Origin of the sequence: Paraburkholderia silviterrae (assembly GCF_004353915.1) — a bacterium.
GTDB lineage: Bacteria > Pseudomonadota > Gammaproteobacteria > Burkholderiales > Burkholderiaceae > Paraburkholderia > Paraburkholderia silviterrae.
Genome location: NZ_SMRP01000012.1, coordinates 1 through 21,525, shown reverse-complemented (window position 1 = coordinate 21,525; position 21,525 = coordinate 1). Strand labels below are relative to the sequence as shown.

The 21,525-nt window shown below is 59.4% G+C and carries 17 protein-coding genes and 3 pseudogenes; 12 read left to right on the top strand and 8 right to left on the bottom strand.

Annotated elements, in window-relative coordinates; translation table 11 throughout:
• Positions 1–55 precede the first annotated feature (55 nt).
• The 6 genes and pseudogenes from EYW47_RS22420 to EYW47_RS22395 form a co-directional block, all read right to left on the bottom strand.
• Positions 56–382: a hypothetical protein gene (locus tag EYW47_RS22420; RefSeq protein WP_133197039.1), complete on the bottom strand. Its 327-nt coding sequence runs from the start codon at positions 380–382 to the stop codon at positions 56–58.
• A 98-nt stretch (positions 383–480) separates the two neighbouring features.
• On the bottom strand, positions 481–1,038 hold the full coding sequence (locus EYW47_RS42575) for a hypothetical protein (RefSeq protein WP_338117835.1): 558 nt from the start codon (positions 1,036–1,038) through the stop codon (positions 481–483).
• Between the two features lie 347 nt (positions 1,039–1,385).
• Positions 1,386–1,613: pseudogene (locus EYW47_RS22410) on the bottom strand (DUF3717 domain-containing protein).
• A gap of 250 nt (positions 1,614–1,863) precedes the next feature.
• The gene (locus EYW47_RS22405; protein ID WP_133197038.1) at positions 1,864–2,172 is read right to left on the bottom strand and encodes a hypothetical protein; all 309 of its coding nucleotides are present in this window, start codon (positions 2,170–2,172) and stop codon (positions 1,864–1,866) included.
• Positions 2,173–2,224: 52 nt separating this feature from the next.
• Positions 2,225–3,055 (bottom strand): DUF932 domain-containing protein, encoded by an 831-nt coding sequence (locus EYW47_RS22400; protein WP_133197037.1) that lies wholly within the window; start codon positions 3,053–3,055, stop codon positions 2,225–2,227.
• Positions 3,056–3,107: 52 nt separating this feature from the next.
• Positions 3,108–3,524 carry an antirestriction protein gene (locus EYW47_RS22395; protein ID WP_133197036.1) on the bottom strand — a complete coding sequence of 139 codons (417 nt, stop codon included), beginning with the start codon at positions 3,522–3,524 and terminating at the stop codon, positions 3,108–3,110.
• Positions 3,525–3,780: 256 nt separating this feature from the next.
• On the opposite strand from EYW47_RS22395, the gene EYW47_RS22390 reads away from it, so the two are divergent.
• The gene (locus tag EYW47_RS22390; RefSeq protein WP_240763853.1) at positions 3,781–5,742 is read left to right on the top strand and encodes a ParB/RepB/Spo0J family partition protein; all 1,962 of its coding nucleotides are present in this window, start codon (positions 3,781–3,783) and stop codon (positions 5,740–5,742) included.
• A 58-nt stretch (positions 5,743–5,800) separates the two neighbouring features.
• Here the strand turns inward: EYW47_RS22390 and EYW47_RS22385 are convergent, their stop codons facing one another.
• A complete protein-coding gene (locus EYW47_RS22385) occupies positions 5,801–6,373 on the bottom strand; it encodes a hypothetical protein (RefSeq protein WP_133197034.1) in 573 nt (190 codons plus the stop codon).
• A 928-nt stretch (positions 6,374–7,301) separates the two neighbouring features.
• A pseudogene (locus EYW47_RS22380) lies at positions 7,302–7,478 on the bottom strand (transposase); the annotation flags it as partial.
• A gap of 140 nt (positions 7,479–7,618) precedes the next feature.
• Here EYW47_RS22380 and EYW47_RS42680 point away from each other — a divergent pair.
• The 11 genes and pseudogenes from EYW47_RS42680 to EYW47_RS22325 all read left to right on the top strand — a co-directional run.
• A pseudogene (locus EYW47_RS42680) lies at positions 7,619–7,988 on the top strand (IS6 family transposase); the annotation flags it as partial.
• Positions 7,989–8,370: 382 nt separating this feature from the next.
• Positions 8,371–8,640 (top strand): hypothetical protein, encoded by a 270-nt coding sequence (locus EYW47_RS22370; RefSeq protein ID WP_133197033.1) that lies wholly within the window; start codon positions 8,371–8,373, stop codon positions 8,638–8,640.
• Positions 8,641–9,177: 537 nt separating this feature from the next.
• Entirely contained in the window at positions 9,178–9,819 is a 642-nt protein-coding gene (locus tag EYW47_RS22365) for a glycoside hydrolase family 19 protein (RefSeq protein ID WP_133197032.1), read from the top strand.
• A gap of 145 nt (positions 9,820–9,964) precedes the next feature.
• Complete coding sequence (locus EYW47_RS22360; RefSeq protein ID WP_133197031.1) at positions 9,965–11,008, top strand: hypothetical protein; 1,044 nt, start codon at positions 9,965–9,967, stop codon at positions 11,006–11,008.
• A gap of 103 nt (positions 11,009–11,111) precedes the next feature.
• Positions 11,112–12,329 carry an alpha-xenorhabdolysin family binary toxin subunit A gene (locus tag EYW47_RS22355; protein WP_133197030.1) on the top strand — a complete coding sequence of 406 codons (1,218 nt, stop codon included), beginning with the start codon at positions 11,112–11,114 and terminating at the stop codon, positions 12,327–12,329.
• Between the two features lie 63 nt (positions 12,330–12,392).
• Positions 12,393–13,436 (top strand): alpha-xenorhabdolysin family binary toxin subunit B, encoded by a 1,044-nt coding sequence (locus EYW47_RS22350; protein ID WP_133197029.1) that lies wholly within the window; start codon positions 12,393–12,395, stop codon positions 13,434–13,436.
• A 55-nt stretch (positions 13,437–13,491) separates the two neighbouring features.
• A complete protein-coding gene (locus EYW47_RS22345) occupies positions 13,492–14,883 on the top strand; it encodes a hypothetical protein (RefSeq protein WP_133197028.1) in 1,392 nt (463 codons plus the stop codon).
• Positions 14,832–16,175: a hypothetical protein gene (locus EYW47_RS22340; protein ID WP_133197027.1), complete on the top strand. Its 1,344-nt coding sequence runs from the start codon at positions 14,832–14,834 to the stop codon at positions 16,173–16,175. Before EYW47_RS22345 ends, EYW47_RS22340 begins: the two co-directional genes overlap by 52 nt.
• A 30-nt stretch (positions 16,176–16,205) precedes the next feature.
• Positions 16,206–17,777, top strand: coding sequence for a hypothetical protein (locus EYW47_RS22335; protein WP_133197026.1), 1,572 nt, complete (start codon positions 16,206–16,208; stop codon positions 17,775–17,777).
• 44 nt (positions 17,778–17,821) lie between these two features.
• Positions 17,822–20,197 (top strand): hypothetical protein, encoded by a 2,376-nt coding sequence (locus EYW47_RS22330; protein WP_133197025.1) that lies wholly within the window; start codon positions 17,822–17,824, stop codon positions 20,195–20,197.
• 426 nt (positions 20,198–20,623) lie between these two features.
• Positions 20,624–21,355: an IS6 family transposase gene (locus EYW47_RS22325; RefSeq protein ID WP_133197024.1), complete on the top strand. Its 732-nt coding sequence runs from the start codon at positions 20,624–20,626 to the stop codon at positions 21,353–21,355.
• Positions 21,356–21,525 lie beyond the last annotated feature (170 nt).

Genomic DNA, 21,525 nt, shown 5'->3' with positions numbered 1-21,525 from the left:
CAACGGAAGCGCCGTTCAGCCCGCTACCGCCGGCCGCGAACTACCGATATCGTCGTCAGTCATCCTGATGGCCTGCCGCCGTGCGGCTCAGACCGTAGCCCATGGCGATCATAAAACTCGAGAGCCCCGTCCAGACGATAAAACCACTGGCGTAGTAGGTCAGCCCGTCAGTGCCGTGCGCCACGGGCAGACTGAAGAACTGATTGACGAGGTGCGTCAACCAGAGTGTCACACAGTGAATGGCGTATGCGCTAGGCTCGCCAAGGTCTCCGCGAAAGAACGGAACGATGCTCCAGAGCACGTAAATCGTCGCGCATAGCGCGATTGCCTCAACGGCGGACGCAGCAAGGTACCGGGGAAAAGAGACAGGCGTATGGGGCATCTATAAACCTCCACATACAGGGGCTTTCCACGCAAGTTGAGCATCCCGGGCCGGGTGTGGTCGACCATGCGCAGTGTCGACAGCGGCCACGTGTTTCATCAGGACAGATCCACCCAGCTGGACATGGTTTTCACCCTGTCTTGCGCGGCGGCTATCCGCTGTTCAAGCCGGGCGTGACCGAACCCGGCTGGCTGCTCGCGTGTGGACATGGCATGCCAGGCCTGTTTCATCCGAACGAGTGCATCGCGACAGTCGCCGATGGTGGCTACCGAAGCGGCGTCCTGACCGGTCCAGATTCGCTCGATGAATTCTTCGGCCCGTCCAAAAGCCTCCGCGAGCTCGTCGGCCGATGGGGGCGTACTTGAAGGCGGCGGAGCATCGGCGGGTGGTGAACCACCCTCGGCCTGCCAAATGCGGCCCAGGCCGGCGACCTCACACAGGATGGCCCAGCTCGCATAGGGAATCGCCGCGTCGCCCCCCGTGTACCGGCGGATCGTGCGCGATCCGCCGGTACCGAGGCCCAGTATCTGCGCGGCCTTCGCGCCGGTGAGTTTGCCCCGTCGGAGCACTTCGCGTACTTCATTGGCTTCCGGTCGAATCCAGAAGTCATTTGCTGGACGCAGACATTCTGGCCGGATACTCGTTTGTTCATCCATCGTCGGTCCGGGTTAAAAAGACGATCCACATTCCACTCCCCACGGCTTCGCCGCGGGGAATACACGCTCCCTGCGGGAGCTTGACGACCCCGACCGGTGGTCCACCCAGGCCCAGCCGGATCGTCACGCCGCAGCCGCGGCGTGCCGGCGCTCTCCCCACGCCTGCGGCGTGGGTCCCCGTGCGCCTCGATCCGGGCGCGCGGCGCGCGCGAGACGTTGCGTGATTATCGCAAGTCCGGCCGGCAGGGAGGAGGGGCGGTCACGGCGTACCACAAAGTGGCGTCGCCGGGTGTGCGTCCAGGCAGCCGGCGGGTCGTGCACGATGCCATGCGATGCTCGGCGCATGCTCACAACGGACGCTCCCACTGGTCGAGCGCGACGCGTGCGGCTTCGACCGGCCCGGGCATCAGCCGTGACACGGCAATTGCCTGCAGGCGTTCGAAGATCATCTGCCCGTAAGCATTAGCCAGCAAACGCGCCTCCGCTCACAACATGCCATCCTCGCCCGAGGCCTCGCGCGCACGCCAGTAATTGATCGCCTGCTTGATTTCGGCGACTGTGAGGGAAGCTTTCATGTGCGTCCACGCATGCTAAATCAGCCCGCCGCAAACTGCGGGCCGGTGGTTTCGCTTTACAGGTCCGGCAGCAGTACCTCGTACGGGTGGTCTCGGATGATCGACATGGCTGCGGACCCGAAACAGGCAATGCCGCTGACGAAATCGAACGGGCCGAGATATGGCCGGATCTCCAGAATGGTCAGGGTGCCGAACCACGTCCGTACGACCTCGCCTGGCTTCAGTTCGGCACCGCGTCGTCTGGCACACCTCATCCGACCTGCTCCAATCGCCAGACCTGTGCCGTGACCGGCGCGCCAGGCGGCACGCGCTGAAGCTCGGCGAGGGCGTTGCGTGCGATTGCACGAAGCTCGTCACGATGCATTTCGATCGCGTGTCCGTCGCGGTCTCGCATGTCGGCAATCTGTTCGAGCGCGCGGGCTGCGCGCGCCGCCGCATCTGCCGACAGGGCCATGCGGAAAAGTTCGCTGCGCGCCATCGATCGGTCGCCGTATTGCCAGACGGCGAGCAGGGGCAGCAGGGCAGTCAGCCACGTCGGACGCATGTTCAGGGTGTCCATGTGATATTCCCCTGGTGGGATATGCCCCGACCCGAAGGCCGGGGCAATCCGGTTAGCCGCGCAGGCGGCGCAGTTCGTCAGCCAGTACCCACAGGGCACGATTGAGGCGGATGTTCTGGTCGATGCCCGTGACGGCGCGGGTCGTGGTGGCCCGACCGCTCGCGTTGCGACCGTGCAGTCCGCCGCGAATCATGTTCTCCTGGACGCGGTTGAAGGTGGTCCATAGATCGGGCGCGCGATCTTCCATCCGGCGCGGCGCGAGAAGCTGGCGTTCCGTGACCGGCGCAGGCTTGTCCTCGTCATAACGCAGCGTGAGCGCCGCGCGGGCAAACGCAGCCTGTTCGCCCTCATCGAGGACCATCGCCGCCATGCCTTCGCGTTGCTGGGCCGTTTCATCGAAGCTCTTCAGTACCTTGAACGCACCTTCGACAACCTGGCCGATCACATCGCCCTTGTGCGGTATGCGGATATCGCTCAGGTCACTACCGCACACAATCCCGTTCTGGCACGCCCAGCGGATCATTCCGGCGAGCATCTGATAGCTGCTGGCCCCGTTATGGCTGTTCAGCAGGATGACCTCATTCGCTTCGCTCGTGCCCGTGATCTGGTCGGCATGGCGCAGCCGCAGCATGTGCTTGGTGTATTCGCGCATGCCGTCATTGCGCACGCGGGTCTGGCAGACCATGAAGGGCTGGAAGCCCTCCTTCCGGAGTGCATCGAGCACATCAACGGTGGGAATGTAGGTGTAACGCGCCGTACGGCTTTCGTGTGGGCAGTTGGCAAGGACCGAAGGCGCGACTTCGGCAATTTCGTCGTTCGTCAGCGGGTGATCCGAGCGCAGGACAACGGCATTGCTGCTAAAGCGGCTTGCAAGCGTACTCATGTCTTTTCCCCAATGATGGAGCAGACCCGGCCCGAGGGCCGGGGCCGGTCAGTTAGTCGATGGCGCGCAGGATATTGGCCGCTTCGGTGTGCTGCGAGGCGAACTCGCGCAACTGGTGATAACGCTCGATGACCGAATCGTCGAGCGTCTTTTCGGAGAGGTGGCAGAGGGCAAACAGCGTCACGGTAACGCCGAACGCGTCCGCGCCCATCATGTCGCTGTAGCCGTTCAGGTGCCAGCGCACATGGACGCGCCCGGAGTCAGCCGGAGCCATGTAGAAGCCGCCGTTGGAGAGGGTGAAGAAGTGCCACAGGCCGCCCTGATAGCTACGGCACAGGCGAGCGGCCCAGTCGTACACGTAGGACTCGCCGGTGAGGTAATGGCGACCGAGGTAGCGCGGAAGGACGTTCAGGCGCAGTTCGTCGGGGACCACTGCCGAGGTAATACAGGTTTGTGCTTCGCTGGTCATCGGAAATCTCCGGAATAGACACCCGAGGCGGGATGCGTGGGTTGTCTAGCTCTAATATAGGCTAATATGCCCTAACATACAAGCTAGCTTTGCTTGTATGTTAGGGCATATTAGCCTATATTTCATGTGAGGCCGGGCTTCCTGCTCTGGCCACTTACCGGAGGCAACTCTGATGCAAAACGCTGTTGAACCCACGGCGGATCGTGCCGCCATCCAGTACGTCCCGTATGCGCGGCTGGCACGCTCGCCGCTTAATGTGCGCGGGAAAGCGCCGACCGGCATTGAAGCCCTTGCCGAATCGATTGCCCAGAAGGGTTTGCTCCAGAATCTCGCCGTACACGAATTGAAGGAACGCGCGAAGTCGCCCTGCCTGGGCGTCTGCGCGGGCCAGCGCCGCCTGGCCGCGCTCGACATGCTCTATGAGCAGGGGCGAATTACGAAGGACTACCAAGTGCCGGTCCTGATCGTCAGTGAAGGTGAGGCGGTCGCCGCGTCGCTGATCGAGAACCGGGAACGAGAGCCTATGTGTCTCGCGGATGAATGCGTGGCTTTCCGGCTGCTCAGCGAAGAAGGAAAAACGACGGGGCATATTGCGGCGCTGTTCAGCATTCCGGAAGTCGCGGTGCGTCGCGCGCTGAAAATCGCCAACCTTGCGCCCGTGCTGCTGGACCTGCTGCGCGATGACAAGCTCGACTACGAGCAGGCGAAGGCGCTTGCGCTGGCCGACGATCACGCGACCCAGGAGCGAATCTGGAACGACGCCATCAACGCGTGGCAGCGTCGCCCCGCCGAGTTGCGCGCGGCGATCACGCGCGAGGAAATCGACACGAGGGACAATGCTCTCGCGCAGTTCGTTGGCCTGGAGGCCTACGCGGCTGCGGGCGGTCGTGTTCGCCGCGACCTGTTCAGCGACGACGAGCACGCGGGGTACATTGAGGATGCCGAACTGCTGTACCGGCTCGCGTCGGACCGGTTGATCGAGCTTTCGCAGACGGTCGCCGCGGAAGGCTGGCAGTGGACGGAATGCCGGACCCGTTACGACGCGATGGAAATCATGCGTCATGGACGCATCGCCTCGACCACACGCAAGCCGACGAAAAAGGAAAAGACGGAGCTTGCGGAACTGATCGCGATGCGCGACAACGCGCAGGCCGAGCTCGACGCGTATTACGACGACGACAGCGAACCCGACGAGGCACGGCAGGAGCGTCTGGAGGCGACGGCCACCGCCGCGACGTATGCCGCTGACCAGTACGCCGAGCGCTTCGAGACGTTCGATCCGGAGGACATGAAGCAGGCCGGGGCGTTTATCTATCTCGATGACGAGGGGCGTGTGTGTATCGAGCGTGGCCTGGTGCGCCGGGAGGCGACGCCTGGTGCGCTGGCAAGCGCGTCGCCTGTGGGCAGCGCGATTCCAAACGCAGTACGCGCCCCGAAAGAGCGCCCCCTGCATGGCGAAAAGCTGTGTAGGCGATTGACCGCGCACCGGACCGCCGCCGTGCAGATCGAGCTTGCGCAGCAACCGGGCGTGGCGCTTGCCGTGCTGATGCAGCGCATGATTCCGGTTGTATTCGATGACGTCTATGCGCGGTCGTACATCGACCACGCGGTGAAGATTGAACTGCATACGTCGCGCGATGCGCTGGTATCGAATGCGGACGACATGGCCGGGAGCGTGGCCTGGAAGGCACTGGAAGGCGAGCGCGCGAAGTGGGCGCGGATGCTGCCCAGGCGGGTCGAAGAACTGCTGCCCTGGCTGCTGGAACAGGGCGAGGACGTGACGTCGAACCTCTTTGCCTTCTGCGTGGCGGCCACGGTTGACGGGATCAGCAGCGCCGACCGTCCGCACGCCGTGAACGAGGTGGCCAACACGCTAGCGGTGGACCTCTCGCGTTACTGGAAACCGACGCGCGCCGGTTATTTTGCGCACGTGGCGAAAGACCAGATTGCGGCGGTGGTGAGTGAGAGCGTCTCGCCGCAGGTGGCGGGCGAACTGCGCGGCATGAAGAAGGACGACGCAGCAGCGACGGCAGAGCTTCGCATGACGGACTCGGGATGGTTGCCGGAAGTCCTGCGCAACCGCGAAGTGCCGGAGCGCGTCACATACGGATACCGCGAGGACGACGACGAAGAGGATGGAGTCGACACCGGGGCCGAAGCTGACGAACTATCAGAAACTCAGGCGGGTTCAGGCAAGGAGGACGACGAGCCGCACTGAGCGGGGTTGCCCCTCAGGTCTTTGACGTCCGTTGTGCGTCGCATCACGACAACCCCGCTCAGGCGGGGTTGTCTTTTTTGGGCGGCACCGGATCGAACGGGTTAGGCCAGTACTGTTTGACCTTCGCATCCGCGCGTGCGCTTCGCTGTTCAGGTGTCAGCAGTCGTTTCTGTTCGCGCGTCAGGTCGGTGGTGAGCCAGTCATCGGGGAGCCTTGCGCCGACCGGCGCGATCGGGCGACGTTCGCGCACAACGGGCGGGGCGGGTACCACGTCCGGAGCGGATCTGGCGTCATTGCCAGGCGCTGGCGTGCGTGCCGCTGTCGGGTCTGGCGCGTCCTCCGCGCGGTGGGCTGCCGTGCCAGTGTCCGGGTGTGGCGCGCGGGGGTGGCGGAGCACGATGCCATGCTCGCGCCGGAGTCTTTTGAGGGTCAGAGCGAAAGTCTGGTACGTGAAGACGAGGCCGGTCTCGGCCAGGTCCTGAATGATCGCGGCGTACCGGACGCCTGCGCGAATGGCGCGCTCGACGCTGTCGAACACATCGCGAAGCTGGGCGGTCTTGGACCGGCCATCCGATGCCGCCGACAGGGCATCGAGGCGTTGTGCGCGTTGCGCGGCGATTTGGGCGTCCATTTGAGCGCTCGCGGGAGAGGAAACCGCGTCAGTATGCCGCGAATGATCGAAAGATGCACCATTAGCGCTCAACCTGTGATCCTCCATGCTCTGACAGCGATCCAGAAATGATCCAAAAGCGATTCATTCTGATCCAAAAATGGCCTGTCGTCGGGCGGTCGGCTCAAAGCCGAGGCACGACGTATATGTAGACGGAAATGCTGACGCATTTCCGTCTACATATACCGTGCTCCAAGGGGATGCCCCTTGGAGAACCCGGCCGGCTCCGCCAGGCGGGGCACACCGTGCGAAGCACGGTGTTGCGGGTATCCAACGCGAGTGCCTCCCGAACCAGCTAGAACGCCGGCCATGCGTGCAGATCGGAGCCCATTGCAGGGCTGACCGTCGAGCGATGATTGTGTGGACATTCAACTCGGCGCGCGTAATGCGCTTGCGCATTTGAAGCGAAGAAGCACTGCGCCGCACGCTGGAATCCCGCCCCCACAAGCGCGAAGCTCGGACGTGAATTCAGCGAACTCATCAGCGTGAGGGAATGGCGCCGTGAAAGAGGCAGAAGAAAGAGGTCGTAAATATACGAAAACTTATCACAATAGCGCGATTTGGCGACGCGTTTTGGAGAAAACTTGAATTCGTGGCGTGCTCCGGTGGTGGCTCCACGGCTCTCTTAGCAGGTGCGCGTCAGAGGCATATATCACGCGAGCCCTTGATGGCGAGCGCGTGGACACCAACTTGCCCTTTTGTCATTGTCAAGCGGTGGCAGGAGGGTTCACCTACGGTATTTGGGGAAACACAAGCCGCATAGCGAGTGTATGGCCTCACTCATCGGCAATTTCGAGCGACGAGTAGGACCGGGCCGTCGGGTCGGGGAACTGGCGCACCCGCGCGAAGTGGTCACGCCGTAGACGGCCGCGCGACGCGCCCACCAATTCTGCCATGCGTCCAGACGACGCCAGCAGGTCGCGCCCGAGCGAAACCCGAGTGCGGTCGGCAAATGGTTCCATCGTATCCCGGTGCATAACACGAACAGGACGCCATTGAGCGCTGCCCGGTCCGACACACGAGGTCGGCCTCTACGTTCGTTGTTTCGACGTTTCGGCTTCGGCAGTAAGCTGTGCTACTACTATGCCGAGTAGCACACAACTACTATATAAGCCGAATAACTAATGATGCGGCATGTGCCATCATGACCGCGCTCGCTTGCGAAGGTGTTGTCAGGTTGTTATGCCAGTCACTTAAGATGGCGTGATGAAGAAATCGAAATCGCACTATCACTGTCACCGTTTCCCAGCCGAGGTTATCAGTTACGCTGTGCGCTGGCATTTCCGCTTTCAGTTGAGCTTGCGCGACATCGAGGAACGGCTCTTCGAGCGCGGTGTGGCCGTGACATACGAGACAATCCTGTGTTGGCACGATAAGTCCAACAGGGGCTTCGCTCACTGGGTCAAAGGTTCGCGATAAAGCTGCGGCCAAACGCCTCGTCAAGCGTGTGCTGCGCTCGATTCCGGTGCCTCGCGAGATCCTCACCGTTCAGTTGCGCAGCTATCCGGCGGTAAAAGCCGAGATCCCGGAGCTTGCGAGCGTGAAGCGCGTGTTCGTCAAAGCGGCCGCTCGGCTGAAGACCGTTTTCTGATCGTCGTCACCCCTCCCGTCGTGCCGTCTCACCCTCGACAAGTTGACAGAGCCGAAGCCTGCACGTGTCAACTCGAAAGCGCCCGCGTAAAACCTCCTAGTTTTGATAGGTAGATCGGTGTGCGGGCGGGTAGTATCCTCTGCGCTCATCGACGATTGGCCTGAAGGCCGCGGCGGTTTGAATGTTCGTGAGGTTTCGCGAACCGGCCGCGCGCCCGGGGGACTTCTACGTTAAATATATAGGATTACTAACATAATGCGTCGATGGCCAAATTGAGAGGACCGGCGCCGCGGTGGTGGGCGCAGTAGCGAGGCGTTCGCCGGGTCATAACAAGAACCGAGTTGTTCTCACGATCCAGGAAGCGGGCATGACCAACCCATTCCATTCGCCGCTGACCGCGTGTATCGCCGCGTGGCTGCACACGCGGCTGCCGCCCGATTCTCTCGATTTCTTTTGCGCAGCGTCGGCGGAAATCAGCGAGGGCGCCTCAGCCCAGCGGCGCGCACAATTGTTCGCGCTCGCCAGCCGTCACACCCGCACGAGCACGGCGCTCGCGCTCGACGCCGAAGAACTGCGCACGCTGCACGCTGCTGGCCACTATCGCATCGAGATTTGGCGACGGAAGCGCAGCCCTTAGCCGCTGCGCGTCCAAGGCTTTCTGTCCCAAAAATCTTAATTCGTTTACAAACAAGTTGCGCCGTAATATATCGTGGTCAATCCGGTTGAATATGAGCAAAATTATAAACAATAGATTCGCAATAAACAGACCTGAATTTCTTGACATTTTTTTGGAATGAACATATCTTTGATTGTGCACTGGTTGATTCCGAAATTCGACGTACACACAGGCCAAAGGTCGCGTGCGGACACTAACGGAATTTCGTGGTACCCATCCAACTTCAACCAATGAAGCAGCCGGACTGGATATTTGCGTGAACCAGCAGGACAACCGTGCGGCGTGACCTTTACGAAGGCTCATCGATGTATTTATCTATTTTTCTGTTTTAAAATGAAAATAAAAGTGGATATTTTATTTAATAAATAGTTGGTTATTTTTGATGATAAAATAAATCGTATTAGTAGATAAATATTTTGTATTGAAATGCATTGACAACTGACTTTTTATTGATGTTTTGAGTTCCGACATTATGTCGCCGGTTTTTCTGGACTGGAAATGAACAAGCAGACGTTTCGGCAGGCGGCAGGTCTGTCGGAGGAACTCGCCAATCGCTGGTTTGAACTTGTCGTTGCGGCGATGGATGAATTCGACATCAACACGCCAGCGAGACAGGCGGCCTTTATCGCGCAGATTCGTCACGAGTCTGGGGGATTCAGGCAGCTTGTGGAGTCGTTTAACTACAAACCGTCAGCGCTCGCGATTTTCTCGCGCGTGCCGGCGCAGCAACGCGAGATGCTGGGGCGCAGGCTGGCCGAAGCGGAGGTCCCGCTCGTCCGTCAGCAGCAGATTGCCAATCTGGCCTACGGTGGACGGTACGGCAACGGCGACCCGGCTTCCGGCGATGGCTGGCGATATCGGGGACGAGGACTCAAGCAAATCACGTTTCGGGACAACTACGCTGCATGCGGCAAAGCGCTCGGATCGGACCTGCTGTCGGCGCCGGATTTGCTGGCAAGCGCAGACAATCTTGCCGCTCGCTCGGCAGGATGGTTCTGGAAGACGAATGGCTGCAATGGACCAGCGGACCGTGGTGACTTCGCGGGCACGACGCGGATCATCAATGGCCCGGCGATGGATGGGCAGGAGAAACGTGTTGCATTCTGGAACGACGCCAGGTCGGCGTTGCGTTTGGCCTGAATCAGGCTGCGCCGTAACCAGACTGTGATGGAACATTGAATGGAAGTTCGTTTGGTGTGTGAATCTAACAAAACATTTCGTATAACGAAATAAAATGCCACGTTCTAACTGAAAAAAGAATCGACCAGACATTGAAACGGGAATCATGACTACGTTAGCCGACCAGGCAAGGGGTACGGGGGCAGCTGCCATGGGCAGCCCGCGCTTCACGCGCGACGATTGCGACAAGATCCATGACTACGTGACCTATGCATCCAGCCTGCCGACGATATTGCAGGCCGTGGAGGTGTTTGTCGGCTACCGGACAGCGGGAGTCGCGGGGCTGGAGCCAGCCGATCTGCGCACTCTCTTCGAACGTATCCGCAGCAATGCGGACGACTGGGACCCCACGAAAGACATGATCACGCAGCAGGCAACAACGCTGCTGTCGATCTCCGACAGGATCGTCCGCTCGGGCGAATTGCTGATCGACGCCATCAAGGCGCTGCCGCCTTACGTGCGAGCTTGCGCCACGGTCGGCGCAGACTTGAGCGAACTACCGGTCGGTGACATACCGGACGAGAGCTTCGGACCCGCTGACATCCAGGGCAAGAGCCAGCTGGCCGGGAAGATGGAGAGTCTCCAAAAGATCAATCGCGAGCAGGTCGGAGATACCGCCCATGCCATGCGCCTGCTGTTGAATTTTCGTGAAGGCGTCGTGGCACTCGAACCTGTCGTGGCGGGGAAGAGGCTGGTCCTCAAGAACTCCAATCGGGAAAAGATCGGCAACGAGATCACGGTCGAACCCATGATCGCCGCCTTTCAGCGCGAGTACGACCTGGCCGTGCAATCCAATCCTCGTGACGCAGCGATCGTCGAAGCGAAGCGACGAGAACTGGACACTGCAATCCAGACGCTCAAGAGTCAGATGGAAGTGTATCGCAGCCGGCAACGTGTGACCTACACCATGGGCCGGCTTTTCGTGCATTTCACTGAACTGGGCCTGGTGATGCTCGACGCCGAAATGGCCGTGACCCATCTCTGGCTCGCCTGGCAGGAGGCTTGCGTGGCGCTCACGAACGCGGCAGAACAATTCGACAGCATCGATGGCAGACGAAAACTGCTGACCTTTCTCATCGATTTCAAAACGATCATCAACAACTGGAAGTTTGTGCAGAGCAGGGCTATGGAACTCAGTAGCGTTTTTTGATTGATTCCTCAAATAATTCGGGCAACGCAACGCTATCGAGTCACGAATACAGTATCGCTTGACGCGTAACCAATAATCGCGGTGTCACACAGGAGAACTGATTATGTCTCAGCCGATGACGAATCAAGAGAAGACCATCAAGCCGCAAGACGTCGCGACTACGGCGTTGAAACTGCTCACTGGCAAGGAGCAGGGTGTCGCGAGATCGGGTGGCATTTTCACCAAAGAAGATTTGCTGAATATATGGTTGTACGCAAGGAATGGCCGGAGCCTACCGCTGACGCAAAACGAAGTCGACGAATACGTCGGCTACAAATCGAGTGGCATAGCAGGTCTGGAGCCGTCAGATATCCGGGACCTGTTCCAGCAGATCTCCAGGCATTGCTACGACTGGGAGCCCGTGCAGAAGGCGGTGGTCAATCAAGGCATCGAACTGAAAGGGTTTTCGGGAAAGTTCGTCACGACGGGCGAAGGACTGATCGGCTTTATCAAGGAAATGCCTGTGCTCGAACGGGTCAAGGGCACGCTACGCGGTGCATCCGGACTCAAGCCCGAGGACATCACCTATGAGGCCGAAGACAAAGAGATTGCTCAATCACTCGGTGAAATCCTCGAAAAGATGCGCGTTGACACCGACGCACAACAGAAGAAAACGCTCGCCGTGAAGACTGCGGTCAGCGATTACCGGCTTGTTCTGGTTGGCGGCAAGCTTTCGACGGGCACGGATATGCCCGGACTGGAGCCACAAGTCGCCAGAAAACGGAAGGCCATGGTTGAAAACAAGTTGGCAGAGACAATTGCGGCGGACGAGAAAACGTTGAAGGAGTACGACGACAGAATCGAGCAATTGAAGAAGGACTACGACAAGTATGTCGGACTCGCATTCACCGGGGCCGCGGGAGGGATCATCGGATTGGCGATCACCGGAGGAATCTTCGGGGCGAAGGCGGAGGCGGCGCGTAAAGAGAAGAACGAGTTGATCGAGAAGGCTCGCGTCCTGAGAGATAAGGTTTCGTCGTCGAAAAAGCTTCAGAAAGCCATGGACACCCTGGCGCTCGACTTCAGCGAAATCGGTACGCGCATGCTCGACGCAGAGACCGCGATGGGCCACCTCGAGTACATGTGGGCTTCGATGCTCAGCCTGATCGAGGCTTCGCAGGAAGAATGGAAGAACATCGACAACGGAATGAAGCTGACCACATTCATCTCTTCGTTCAGGAATGTGATCGATCCATGGAAAGAGGTGGGCGACCTCTCCGGCACGCTCATGGATGTCATCGATGAAGCGCGCGCAGAATACGGGAAGCGATATGGGACGTAAGGGCCACACACACACGGTGCCCGGCGACCATCGCCTGTTCCTTCAACGATGAGGTGCTTCATCATGTCGAATGTCACGCCATTTGTTTCACCAAATGCAAGCTATGCAGAACCGGACTTTAGTCTGATCGTTCAATCGACCAAGGATATTTCACGGCTCGCCGTCTTTCAGAGCGAGCAGTTGATGACCGTCATGGACAAAGCCCAGCGGGCATCCGGCTACGCGCTGGATCTCGACAAGGCCATGGCAGAAGAACTGGTGTCGATATCGACGCAGGCCAAGAGCCTCGACTTCCGCGAAATCTTCAGCCAGTTGGCGGAGATCGATGCCGCTATCGCCACACCCAAGCTCAGCCCGTCGGACCTCAAGGAACTACAGGCGGCGCGCGAAGAACAAAGTGGGCTGTTCGCCACGCGGATCACCGGCATCAAGGCGAAGTTGCGCAACGCTGCGGACCGCTTGAACGAGAAAGCGAAAGAAGTTCGCGGTGTGGTACTCGCCGAGCGAACCAAGGAACTACTTGCCGAGCGCCAGCAACGCCAGCCGGAGTTGAGTCAGGCCGTCATCGACAAGCGCGCCAGCTGGAAAGCGATTGACGATGATCGCGCGAAGATCATCGCGGCTCAGGATGTGATCCGAGCGCGCGGCATCATCGATATCTACAAAGACTTCATTCCGAAAGATCTCGAGAAAATCGACCTAAAAAAGCCGGAGGCCGAGGCAATCCGGCTTGGCGTCGAAGTGCTGAAAAAGATCATGGGAGAGGTATCGGAAGGGTTCAAGTACTCGGACCTGGCCGACCAGCGCAAGGCGTTCGACGCCAAGATCGACGTACTGGACGCGGACATTCGTGCACTCATCGCCGAGCAGCAGGCGAACGACATGTTGATTGGCGATCTTTCGGCTGTGATGTCCATCGACCAGAAACGGGACGCATTGCTCGGCGAAGCCAAGAAGTTGCCCGGCGCGTTCTCGGGCTTCGCGGACGAGTTGGACCAACTCAACGGTGTTGCTGTTACCGAGGCCAGCGCTAGCAAATTGCTCGGTGCGATCGAGAGCTACACAGTGAAGTGCCTGGATGCACGCAACAGCGTCATCGTCACCTGAGCTCAGAGGGACTTCCGAAAGAGTCTAACGACCCGCTGCCTACCAAGGACATGATATGAAACTGGATCAGGAAAGGAAAATACTCGAGTCCCTCTACGACCGGATCTACGACGCGTTGACTTACGTGCCGGGCGGGGGAAAGACGGGTGATTTCGATAGTGCTACGACATTGCTTCAGATGACGAAGAACTACGTGCTCAATCCGAACGACTTCCGCAACGCGAGAAGCTCGATCAATCCGAATGGAGATTTGCGGAGCGCTTTTGCTTTCTCCGACATGGTGGATGCGATACCGGAGGTGCAGGCTGAATATGCAGAGTCCGGCAGGAAAGTGTCCAAAACCTACAAGGACATTGTCGATGCCGCAAACGCCGTTCAAACGGAAGACCCTGCGCAGAGAGCGGTCTATGACAAGGCCTACGCCTTTCTCAACACCAAAACGTCGATCCCTAACTTCGACGGGCCGCCGACGGAAACCTTTGGCCCGTCACCCATCGCGCTCGCCTATGACCAGAATCAGACGGCGTACGTCAACGCCATTGGCGGGTACCGTCTGGCCTACAACGGCTATGACCTGGACAAGATCGAAGATCAACGGAAATTTCAGGCGGTTGCGCCGGGCCTGCAGAACACCATCGATCAGGCCTGGAACAGATGGGTGCGAGAAGGAAAACAGAACGTCGAGAAGGCTTCGAATGCGCTGAGAACGACGATCAATAACGCGGTCTCCGCCGCGATCGCTCAGGCTCAGGACGCGATGAGCAATCAGAACATGGCGGCCGATCAGACGTCTGGGGGAAACACATGGTTTGCCAGTTACGCGATGCCTACGAACTGGTGCGAACCGGCTTGCCAGGGGACGCAGTTGACACTGTCGAGCAAGTCACTGTCGACTAGCACGAGCGAGCGGGCGTCAGAGTATTCAAGCCATTCGGATGGCATCTTCTGGTGGAGTAGAGCAGCACAGAGCGGAAGCGATAAGACTGATTCCGCTACTTTGGAGGCAAGTGAGTTCGAGTTGACCGCGGAGCTGATTGTGGTGCGAATTCGACGTCCCTGGCTAAACAGCATGTTGTTCAGCATGACGGGCTGGTCGCTCACAGACCAGAAGCCCGATAGCATCTCCAATGGCCAACTGAAAGGCAATTCGACAGGGCTGCTTCCTTTAATACCGGTCGCTTTCATCGTCGCCAAAAACGTGTCGATCAAGGCGAATTTTACCGAGCAGGATACGTCCCGATTCAATTCGGAATCGTCCTTGAGCGAAAGCAGAGGGTGGGGATGGGGACCATTTAGCTGCGCCGGAAATTACCGAAAAGAGAAAAAATCAGGCGAAGCGTTCAAGTCGACTTTCTCGAACGGGGTCCTTAAGCTTCCGGGGATGCAGGTGATCGCGTGGATCAGTTCCGTGACGCCAGCTTCTCCGCCGGCACCCGCCAGCCGGTAGCCCAGGGAAAGACGACATTCATGGGCATCCTCGACTCGATCGTCGCCGCGCTGGGCAGCGCGGTGGGAGAAACGGCCGCCCAGGCCGAACGTTCGCCCGCGACCGAGGGCCTCGCACGCGCGGCGAGGCCCGTTCTTCAGATTAACCGGTTCCCGGTCTCGATCGATACGGCTACGTTCCAGAATGCGCTGTCGGGCCGCAATCCAAACGGTGACCTCAAAGCGCTGTTTGCGTTTCATCAGCTCGTCGATCCGGTGCCGACATTTACACGAGGCTACTCGGCATCCACCGGATCGACGCAGCAGATTTACGGGTCTTTGCTCAACGGTGCTTCCGTGAACGGGGATTCGCCGTTCGCCGCAGGCATCTTAAGTGACGCGAAGAGCGCGTTCGAGTCCGAGAAGTTCGCCAACCTGGACGGCACCCACGGCTCGTGGCGACCCGTGTATGCAAGCCCGGAAGACTGGAGCACGGCGGGCCCGGAACGCTTCCGGAGCCTGGACATCGACCCGGATGCACGGGGCACGTCGCAGACGGCATTCACCACGATCGGCGACGACGAAGATCTCGAACTGCGCATCGGTACGGACGACGCGGAGGCGGATGCGGCGGCGATGGTCACCCGGGTACGCTCGGTCAGCGTCGAGTACCTGCTGGTGAGTTTGCGCAGACCGTGGCTGCACCCCATGGTGTTCGAGACGAACGAATGGTTCCTGTCCGGAGAGGATGCCGGATTTTGTTCGTCGGGAAAGTTGAGCGGCAATGGCGGTGTGCTGCCCTTGATACCGACGGGCTTGCTGCTCGGCAGAAACGTCAACGTCGAAGCGGACTGGAGCTCGGCCGGGACTTCGCTTCTGAACAGAGCGAAGTCGGCGGGTGCGTCCGTTTCGTTGGGACCGTTTCTGCTGTCTGCATCGGACAGCGCGCAATCGTCGCTGCAGGTGATCGGCTGGATCAGCAATCTGGTGCCGTTCTCTCCCAAGATGACGAAGAGCACGGCTGGGTCAGTGCTGGTCGACAACGACGGTGGCTTCGTCGCGCGCTTTTCAGTGGAGTGGAATGAAGGCCCCGAGCGCCGCTCCAGGCAGTCGGGCAACTTTCTCGTGATGTCCTCCGCAGAAATTCCGATACCCGTCAACGCGTCGGCCATCGACGTGAAGATCGAAATCATGACATGCCCGCCGCCGCTCGAAAGCTGGAAGGTCTTCGAAACACGGAAATTCGACAAGCCGGTGATGAAAAAGTATGTACTGTCCGGCACTACGTTTGATCCGGTTCTCAAGGAAGCATGATTCGCTCAATGCGCTATAGGAGCACTATTCATGGCTGCGAAAACGCTACGCCTGTCCGCGTTCAATGCGAAACGCCTTCAGGAAGGCTGGACACGAATTGCTGAACTGAGCGACTTCAGCGCGTTCACCAATTTCGTCAACTACTCCGCGAACGAAAACCACGCGCGGTTCGGCTCCTTCGTGATGAAGCAGGTAAAGGACATCTATCTGGAAGTCCAGAAGCAAGCCGGTCCTGAGGCACGCAACCCGGGGCCAATTGCCTTTATTCTCGACGAAGGCGTCAATCAGAAATTCGTTTCGCTGGTGAAGACCACGGAGGACACTGTCCTGCTCTGGTCATTCGACCGGGCACCCTTCACCGCGTTCCGGCGCACGAAAGGCATCGTCTCCAACGACGGAAATCCGGAAACAGAAGCCGACGTGATTATGACGGCGGTGACCTTGGGGTTCGCCGGGGCGTATATCGCGGAGTCCGGCAGTCCGATCCAGTTCGACATGGACCCATTGGAAGGGGCCAAAGAGCCTGCGAAGACAAAACAATTCGAAGGGATCGTCGGCAAGATGGATAGTGCAGTTGCCGCTTACCTCACGAAAACCGGAAAGCTCCGCAGCGAAGTGAAAGCAGGTTTGAGTCCCGGCTATAGCGAGGGCGCCGTCATCATGGGTGTGTATTCGCTGGCCGGAAAGAATGGTCCGAAAAGCGTATCGGCGCCCGTATTGTCGGAGAAGGGTAAAGCGCTTTGGGAAAAGATCCGGACCCTGTCGGTTGCGCAATATACGGGGCGGGGTGCGTATACGGGGTTCGTCGACAACAAGAACACCGAGGGCGACACCGATCCCGTCGGACCGCGTTCGACAGCACGTTTTCGCACTCCACGGCCACGCAATGGCGAACCCGGTTCTCACCCGCGCTGGTTGCCGCCGGCGGACAGCCCGCTTTGGGAAGGGCGCAAGCGCGCGGACAGCGACACGCTTGTGCCGTGGGGCCTGATTGGCGGAGAAAGAGCCGGTGTGGCGCGTGGCGAGACAGGCAACGGGGCGCTGAACGAAGCAGACCTCACGACGATCTCGATCCGCAGTGCGGGCATGGCCTATGTCGATGACGTCACCACAGACGACATTGCGGCCTATACCCACGGCATGATCCAGGCGATCTACAAGGCCTACCATCTGGGTCCGGCGTGTGAGCCCTATGAAATTGCCGTGGGCGACGTGACGAAGAAAATGGCTTCATGCCTGACTTGCACGCTCTTCATGAACGCGGCTGGCTATCCGCCCACTTCGATTCACCTCGGACGGGGCGAGTCGTGGGCGCCGCTCTATCGTCCCTACAACCCGAACGGTTCCGCAGACGAGCACGAAGCAGCCGTCATCCGCGATCTCAACAACGCGTGGTACGCGAAGTGCCTCGAATGGTTGAAGACCGGACTGGCCATTCTCGACGACACCCGCATCACCAAAGATCATCAGGCGAGTCGCGACGCGGTAAGCCGGTATCTCGACAGCAACCAGGCGGACCCGACCGTGGGCGGCGTGCTGGTTCTCGACGCGGTGACCATTCATGCGGGCGAACTCGACAGGCTTGGCCGAACGTTGAAATAGCACGCACCGTCAGACTCATTCCAATCCGGAACAGGAGATCACGCATGGCTGCGAAGTCCTATAGTCTCGCCGACTTCAATCGGCGTCGCGGCAATGAGAGTTGGACTCGCGTAGCTGAGTACACCGACTTTCAGCGCTTTGCCAACTTCGTCAATTACGCGAGCAATCAGGAGCATGTGAAGTTCGGCGAATACGCGATGGGGCAGGTGAAGAAGTTTTATCCGGAGGTCGAGCGCGAAGCCGGACCGGGTGCATCTCAACGCGGTGCGTTCCTCATCTGGCTCGACACGGGCGCGACACAGCAATTCGTCTCGCTTTACAGGGAGTCGGGTGATCTTGTGAAAGTCTGGACGTGCCAGGCAGCGCCGGAACAGCCGGATGTACCGGCGCCGACTGTGCTCGACGGCGCTGGATGTCTGACCCGACTCGGTCTTATCGCGCTCGGTGCCCGTGAGAATGTGCGGTTGCCGTATCCCGCGCAGGAGGATAAGGCGTTCATGTGGAAAGCGCCTTCCTTCCATCCGCTTCAGGTATTGGAGAACGTCTATCAGCGCGTCGTGCGCAAGGCGGGACATGACGCCATCTCCGACCAGGTGCAGGCGCAAACGGAGACGCTCGCGCGGTACTTCATTCAGGACCCCGGGTCGCCTGCGTTATTCAGGTACAAGCCGCTGGACGCGTTTGAAGGCCAGCATCTGGCCGCGGTGAAGATGAATCACCTGATCGACTCGTTCTACCTGTTCCGGTTGCTCGTCAATTACCGCGCGGAAGCTAACGAAGCAATCAGCGATGACTTGCGTGCGGAGCTAAGCGGGGACTTGACCAAACTGCTGCACAATGGCGACCGTGCCAAAATGAAGTGGCTATCAGAATGGTTGACGAAAAAGATCGGGGCATTGGGTGCCACCGCGAATGCGTTGAATGCGAATGGAAAGCAACGGGTCATCTTCTTTCTGAAAGGTGGCCGCGCGCTCAACTATTTTCTCGGTACACCCGAGAAGGGCGAGAACGACTGGGACACTCAAGTCGTGATCAATCCCAATCTTCCGCCGACGGAGTGGTATCAATGCCTCGCCGAAGTACATGACGCGCTGCTATTCGATCTGGAAACGTTCAAGGTCGAATTCACCCAACTCGTTGAACAGAATGCCCCGCAATTTTCGGCGTATCTGCAAAACGCGGCACCGCAGGAAATAGACGACGAAGAGATCGACGAACATGATGCGGGCGACGACGACAGTCTCAAGGAGCATGCGAACTGCAAGGCCGAACTGATCGACATCGGCATCCCGCGACGCGATTCGCCCTCCGCGCTCGAAGAATGGACCCACTTGAGCACGCCCGGTGCGCTGCTGCAGTCGGACGGCGTGATCTACCCCCATCGCGAGTATTACCTGAGCGAGTACCTGATGATGGTGCGCGACGCGTTCACAAGCGATGAAGTGAGAAAGGCGCCCAAGCGGATCACGCGGCTCGGCCTGATCCTGCAGAGCGACCGGGGCAGGGAAGCGCCGTCGGCGGCGCAACAGAAGCGCCTCGCAGCGCTGCCTGGCACGGCACGCCTGCTCACCGACTTCGAGGACGCCGGCAAGCGTGAACTGTTCAATCTGATCGTCGCCCAGTTTGTGGAGGCGTACAACCTTCATCAGGATACGGAACTCGCTGTCCACTTCGATAACGAATGCGTGACGATGATCGGTAGGCGCCCTGCGCTGCCACCCGCACTCGACGGCTTGCTCGATACAAATCAGAAGGAGATCGCGTCGATTGTCGCGGTCGCGCATCATCTATCCGTGCGGATGGACGAACACTACGGGCACCGCAATCAGTTCTTTGAAGAGCGGCTGCCGTTCTTTACCGAATTCGTGCAGAACCTTTCGAGGATCACGCATGCCGGACTTCAGAACGTTGGAGCGCAGTTCGCGGTAGCCGGCAGCTATGCTTCGCGCTTGCACGCAAAACATCTGCGTATACAGGTGGATGGTCTCGAACCGATCCGGCGCGTGCTCATCAAGTTGCAATGCACGCAAGGCAGCAACCGCGCGACAGTGATGAACGCCGTCCGCGAGGATATTCGCCGTGCGGCGGAAGCGACGGGCAAGCTCAGCGTGGTGGATGCATCCGAGGGCGACAAGCAGTCGCTATTGATCTACTGGACGGAGAAAGTGAAGATCAGTGACTTCACATACGCGCCGCTGGTGATGAAGGTGCGAGTTGCCGAGCAAAAAGGCGCACAGTTGCCGGTGCTATCGTCCATCGAGGCGATGCCCGTGCTCGACCCGCGCTACCTTGTCGCGGACTATCTGAAGAAGACATCGAAAATCGACGAGCGCGGCGCGCGACGGGTGCTTGCTTCCGCGACTGCGGCCGTTTCCGAAATGCTGTCCCGATTCGATTTCGACTCAGACGATCCGGATTGATGTCTACGAGGTCACGCCACGGTCTGGCGACCTGCAGGGTGATGCGCACTTGCAATCGAAAGAGTGCAGCCTGTGGATGGTTAATGCGTATGCCCCCGGGCTTGCGCGCCGTGATCATTGCTGAGGGGCGCCCGCGACCTTGGCAGTGAACACGTGTCAACGCGATGCTCGCGGACCTGCACGGGACGATCGCCGAGTTAGGCTGGGATGCAGCATCGTTCAGCCCACCCCGTTACCGTGAAAGCTGGATAGCAGGGGCATGTGCATACCCCCTCGCGTGGCCCGCGAGTAAAAAATATCGCCATGCCCGACCCCTCGTGGTGACGATCGTTAGGTGGCTACAGAGGCTGACGCCTCATCGGGCCATTGGCCGATCGCCTTCAACGGCAATGTCAGGTTGGCGGCGGAACCGACTAGAATGGTGGGATGAAGAAGAGCCGATCCCCTTTCAGCGGTTTCCGCTTTCCGCCTGCAATCATCAGCTGTGCGGTACGCTGGTATCACCGCTTCAACCTAAGCCTGCGTGACATCAAGGAGCTTCTGCTCGAGCGCGGTGTGGGCGTGACGTACGAATCGGTGCGCAACTGGTGTGACCGCTTCGGTGCGAAGTTTGCGCATTGTGCGACGGCCGTGCGCCGCAAGCCCGGCACGACCTGGCACCTCGATGAGCTGTTTGTGATGCTGCGAGGTAAGCCGTACGTGCTATGGCGCGCCGTGGATGAGCACGGCATGGAACTCGACGTGCTACTGCAGAAGAGCCGCAACAAGGCTGCGGCTAAGCGCTTCTTCAGGCGGATTCTGCGCTCAAACCCCGTGCCATGCAAAATCGTCACCGACCAGCTGCGCAGTTACCCGGCTGCAAAGGTGGAGGTGCCAGAGCTGGCCGGAGTGAAGCATGTGTTCGTGAAGGCCTGCGCGCGGGTCAATAATCGTGCGGAGAACAGTCATCAGCCCACGCGCCGGCGTGAGCGCCAGATGCAGGGTTTTCGCGATCCACGCCGGACCCAGGCCTTCCTCTCCCGCTTCGGTCCGATCCGGCAACACTTCGCGTTACCCCGTCACCGCATGAGCGCTGTGGCTCACCGCAACCAGTTAAAGGAACGCATCACCAACTGGTACTCCTGGAGCGAGGCCAGTCTGTCCAGCCTTGCTCCATAATCAGGAGGACTCCTTTACGTATTCCTTCCAGATGACTTCTTGCCGTCAACTTGACACCCATTAGTCGGCCGGAGTCAAGGTACACCCATTAGTCGGCCGGAGTCAAGGTACAAATCTCTTCCCCCTTGCGATTGCCATGTCGATATGTCTTTCATCGACATGGCAATCGC

Bases quoted from the DNA above. Each gene is read 5' to 3' on its own strand.
- EYW47_RS22355 (WP_133197030.1), top strand. From the start codon at position 11,112: ATGTCTCAGCCGATGACGAATCAAGAGAAGACCATCAAGCCGCAAGAC.
- EYW47_RS22405 (WP_133197038.1), bottom strand. From the start codon at position 2,172: ATGGACACCCTGAACATGCGTCCGACGTGGCTGACTGCCCTGCTGCCC.
- EYW47_RS22360 (WP_133197031.1), top strand. From the start codon at position 9,965: ATGACTACGTTAGCCGACCAGGCAAGGGGTACGGGGGCAGCTGCCATG.
- EYW47_RS22370 (WP_133197033.1), top strand. From the start codon at position 8,371: ATGACCAACCCATTCCATTCGCCGCTGACCGCGTGTATCGCCGCGTGG.
- EYW47_RS22345 (WP_133197028.1), top strand. From the start codon at position 13,492: ATGAAACTGGATCAGGAAAGGAAAATACTCGAGTCCCTCTACGACCGG.
- EYW47_RS22350 (WP_133197029.1), top strand. From the start codon at position 12,393: ATGTCGAATGTCACGCCATTTGTTTCACCAAATGCAAGCTATGCAGAA.
- EYW47_RS42575 (WP_338117835.1), bottom strand. From the start codon at position 1,038: ATGGATGAACAAACGAGTATCCGGCCAGAATGTCTGCGTCCAGCAAAT.
- EYW47_RS22385 (WP_133197034.1), bottom strand. From the start codon at position 6,373: ATGGACGCCCAAATCGCCGCGCAACGCGCACAACGCCTCGATGCCCTG.
- EYW47_RS22325 (WP_133197024.1), top strand. From the start codon at position 20,624: ATGAAGAAGAGCCGATCCCCTTTCAGCGGTTTCCGCTTTCCGCCTGCA.
- EYW47_RS22365 (WP_133197032.1), top strand. From the start codon at position 9,178: ATGAACAAGCAGACGTTTCGGCAGGCGGCAGGTCTGTCGGAGGAACTC.
- EYW47_RS22395 (WP_133197036.1), bottom strand. From the start codon at position 3,524: ATGACCAGCGAAGCACAAACCTGTATTACCTCGGCAGTGGTCCCCGAC.
- EYW47_RS22335 (WP_133197026.1), top strand. From the start codon at position 16,206: ATGGCTGCGAAAACGCTACGCCTGTCCGCGTTCAATGCGAAACGCCTT.
- EYW47_RS22400 (WP_133197037.1), bottom strand. From the start codon at position 3,055: ATGAGTACGCTTGCAAGCCGCTTTAGCAGCAATGCCGTTGTCCTGCGC.
- EYW47_RS22330 (WP_133197025.1), top strand. From the start codon at position 17,822: ATGGCTGCGAAGTCCTATAGTCTCGCCGACTTCAATCGGCGTCGCGGC.
- EYW47_RS22420 (WP_133197039.1), bottom strand. From the start codon at position 382: ATGCCCCATACGCCTGTCTCTTTTCCCCGGTACCTTGCTGCGTCCGCC.